Below are 3517 nucleotides of genomic sequence, written 5' to 3' on the forward strand. Positions count from 1 at the left end.
CCCCACTTCCCCCGGATCGTCCCGCACCGCCTCCCGCGGGTCGTCCAGCTGATCGTCTGCTCATGTCCCTGACACCCCTGACAACCCTGCTCAGGCCTTGAGCTTGTAGCCGAAGCCGCGAACCGTCTCGATCCGGTCCTGGCCGATCTTCGTCCGCAGCCGCTGCACATGGACGTCCACGACCCGGGTGTCACCGCCCCAGCCGTAGTCCCACACACGTTCGAGCAGCTTGTCGCGCGACAGCACCGTGCCGGGCGCCGACGAGAACTCCAGCAGCAGCCGCATCTCGGTCGGTGTCAGGGCCACCGGCTGCCCGGACCGCCGTACCTCCATGCCCTCGGTGTCCACTTCCAGATCACCGAAGGACAGGACGCCGCCGACCGCCCCGGCCCCGGAGTCCTCCCCCTTGGCCGCGCCCCCGCTCGCGTGCCCGAACCGGCGCAGCACCGCACGGATGCGCGCGACCAGCACGGCACCGTCGAACGGCTTGGTGACGTAGTCGTCCGCGCCCGCCTCCAGGCCCAGCACCACGTCGATCGAGTCGGCGCGCGCCGAGAGCATGATCACGGGAACGGTCGACTCGTCCCGGATACGACGGCAGAGACTCACCCCGTCCAGGCCCGGCACCATCACGTCCAGCAGCGCGATGTCGGGTCGGTCGGCGCGGAACGCCTCCAGGCCCGACAGTCCGTCGGGCATGGCCGTGACCGCGAAGCCGTCGCGCTCCAGCGCGAGCTGGGTGGCCTCGCGGATGACGTCGTCGTCCTCGACGAACAGGACATGGGTCTGCTCTGCCATCCGGTGCTCTCAGTCGCTCTCTGTCTGTGTCGGGTTCCGTGCGGGTTCGGTGCGGGTGCGGCGCGGGCGCCGATGCGGATGCGGATGCGCGTCGGGCGTCAGTCCTCGGTGGGTACCGGAGACGGAGCCTTCGAGGCGCCCACCGCACTGCCGTACTCGTTGTGTATACGGGATTCTTCCCTGAAGCGGTCCGTGGCCCAGCGGTAGGTGATGACGTCCTCGCTGGACGGGAACTCGACCGGGTCGCCCTTCTTGTACAGCTGCTGGGTCACCACCAGGGCACCCCGGTCGATCTCCGCGTAGACCGGGGGCTCCTCGGCCTTGAAGACGTTCTTGTATCCGCCGTTCTGCTCGCGGTACACGAACACGCCCATGCCCACGGGCTCCTCGCACGTCAGCACGTTGACCACGATGTCCTGGGCGGAACCCCCGGTCAGACTGCCGTACGACCAGTCGATCGGGTACTCGTCGGCCACGCACGGCTGGAGGTCCTGCTTGACCACCTTGCTGACCGAGGGGTCCGACTTGACCAGTTCGACCACCTCGGCCATGCTCCTGCGGCTCTCGGTGGGTGAGGCGCTGGGTGAGACCGAGGGGGCGGCGGTGGCCTCCTTCAGCGAGCTGCCGCCCGCCGGGCCCTCGTCACGGGCGCCGGTGCCGCCGGTCCCGCATGCGGCTACGAAAAGCCCGAGGGCGGCGATCACGGCCATCGCCGTGAACGCCGCCTTCGGGACCTGACCCGTCCCGGACGGGCCGGGCCCGGGGGGCCGGGACTCGGGGATTCCGAGTCCCGCCACCCCGGGCGGAGGGCCGTCCGGACCGGGCCGGTTGCTCAGGCCGCGCAACGCTCCCGCTCCTCACGTTCCAGCGCGCGAGCGCCCAGGTCCCGGCTCTCCAGCTCCTCGCGGAGCCGGGCCAGCGCCCGGTGCAGCGTGCTCTTGACTGTTCCGGCCGACATGCCGAGGGCGGCGGCCGTCTCCTCCGTGGACATCTGCTCCCAGTGTCGCAGCACCACGACACTGCGCTGCTTGGGAGCCAGAACCTTCATGACGTCCATCAACAGGGCGCGGTCCGCGTGCTGTTCGGTGGCGTCGTCGACGGAGGCGTCGGGGAGCTGCTCGGTCGGCACCTCCTCCAGCTTCCGGGCACGCCACCACTCGGTCCGGGTGTTGATCATCACGCGTCGGAGGTAGGCGTCCGCCAGCCGTTTGTCAGCTATGCCGTCCCAGCGCCCGTACGTCCGTACCAGCGCCGTCTGCAACAGGTCCTGAGCATCGACCGGGTCCGGAACCAGTCGGCGTGCGCTGCGCAGCAGCGCGTCCTGCCGGGTGCGGACGTACTCCTCGAACTCGAGCACCTCGCCCTGCGCCATTCCAACCGCCTCCGTCCCCGTCTTCCCGACCGCTTTCCAGCCCGCTGCCGGTTTGCCTGTTGCCTGTGGCTTGTCTCCGCACCGCTGTCTGTGCGGTACGGCATCGAAGCTACGGAGGCGTTGTCACGGGGCTGTCCGAGCCAGCCTTCGGAGAACGCTCGGCTGTCCGTCGGTTGTGTAACGGAAGTAGGGCCGGGATAAAGAGAGATGCTCTTTGAGGCAGAGATGGGGTGATTTGACGGGCGGTGTTCATGAGGCAGTGGGGTGCCGGCTGTGACACAGCTGAGCGCGGGCGTGACCGTGGCGGCGACGATGTCGCCACGCTGTCGCCGGTCACGCCCGCGGATTGCAGCCCAGGCCGGCCCAGCCCAGGCCGGCCCAGCCCAGGTCAGGTCAGGCCAGGTCAGGTCATCGGCAGGCGGTAGAGACCGCCCGGAAGGGGCTCCACCAGACCGTCGGAGACCAGCCCGTCAAGCGCGCGGGCGCGCTGCACGGGCTCGTCCCACACACGGTCGAGGACGGCCTGCGGTACCGGTGCCACGGCGTCCCGCAGTACGGCGAGGAGCTTGCCGCGGACCTGGCGGTCGGTACCGGCGTACGTCTGGCCGCGGCGGGCCGGGCCCTCGTGCGCGGGTTTCCCGGCGAGCCGCCACGCGCACTGCGCGGTGATCGGGCAGCGGTGGCACGTCTCGTTCTTCGCCGTGCACACCAGCGCGCCCAGCTCCATGGAGGCGGCGGCCCAGCGGGAGGCGGTGCGCTCGTCCTCGGGCAGCAGCGCGCGGGCGAGCCTGCGCTCGGCGGCGGTGGTGGCGTTGGGCGGGTACTGCGTGCCGGTGACCGCGCGCGCGAGGACGCGGCGGACGTTGGTGTCGAGGACGGCGTGCCGCTGCCCGTACGCGAAGGAGGCCACCGCGGCGGCCGTGTACTCCCCGATGCCCGGCAGCGCGAGCAGCTGCGGGTGCTCCGTCGGTACGTCGCCGCCGTGCCGTTCCGTTATGGCGACCGCGGCCCCGTGCAGACGGAGGGCGCGGCGCGGGTAGCCGAGGCGGCCCCAGGCGCGTACGGCCTCACCGGGCGCCTCCTTGGCGAGGTCGGCGGGGCGGGGCCAGCGGGCCAACCACTGCTCGTACACGGGCAGTACGCGGTTGACGGGGGTCTGCTGCAGCATGAACTCGCTGACCATCACCCCCCACGGCCCGGCCTCGGGCCGCCGCCACGGCAGGTCGCGGGCGTGTGCGTCGAACCAGTCGATGACCGGCCCGTGCAGGTCGCCGCCGACGGTCACGGGGGTGGTGGGAGTGGGGGCGCTCGTGGTGTGCGTGGGTGCAGTCATGGCACAGTCGATCC

4 protein-coding genes are annotated in these 3517 nt (G+C 71.2%); all 4 read right to left on the bottom strand.

Features of this window, described 5'->3' with window-relative positions; all coding sequences use genetic code 11:
- Positions 1-90 precede the first annotated feature (90 nt).
- The 4 genes from cseB to FNH04_RS43285 all read right to left on the bottom strand — a co-directional run bounded on the left by cseB (position 91) and on the right by FNH04_RS43285 (position 3503).
- A complete protein-coding gene (gene cseB, locus FNH04_RS43270) occupies positions 91-798 on the bottom strand; it encodes a two-component system response regulator CseB (RefSeq protein WP_152791717.1) in 708 nt (235 codons plus the stop codon).
- A 98-nt stretch (positions 799-896) separates the two neighbouring features.
- Complete coding sequence (locus FNH04_RS43275) at positions 897-1643, bottom strand: hypothetical protein (RefSeq protein ID WP_152791718.1); 747 nt, start codon at positions 1641-1643, stop codon at positions 897-899.
- Entirely contained in the window at positions 1631-2170 is a 540-nt protein-coding gene (locus FNH04_RS43280; protein ID WP_152791719.1) for a SigE family RNA polymerase sigma factor, read from the bottom strand. The genes FNH04_RS43275 and FNH04_RS43280 overlap by 13 nt, the downstream gene beginning before the upstream one ends.
- Positions 2171-2573: 403 nt before the next feature.
- Complete coding sequence (locus tag FNH04_RS43285; RefSeq protein WP_152791720.1) at positions 2574-3503, bottom strand: HhH-GPD family protein; 930 nt, start codon at positions 3501-3503, stop codon at positions 2574-2576.
- Positions 3504-3517: the final 14 nt, after the last annotated feature.

This window comes from Streptomyces phyllanthi, from assembly GCF_009377205.1.
Taxonomy (GTDB): domain Bacteria; phylum Actinomycetota; class Actinomycetes; order Streptomycetales; family Streptomycetaceae; genus Streptomyces; species Streptomyces phyllanthi.

What these genes read in the sequence shown, in the direction of transcription:
- cseB (WP_152791717.1), bottom strand. Translation starts at nt 798, where the DNA reads ATGGCAGAGCAGACCCATGTCCTGTTCGTCGAGGACGACGACGTCATC.
- FNH04_RS43280 (WP_152791719.1), bottom strand. Translation starts at nt 2,170, where the DNA reads ATGGCGCAGGGCGAGGTGCTCGAGTTCGAGGAGTACGTCCGCACCCGG.
- FNH04_RS43285 (WP_152791720.1), bottom strand. Translation starts at nt 3,503, where the DNA reads ATGACTGCACCCACGCACACCACGAGCGCCCCCACTCCCACCACCCCC.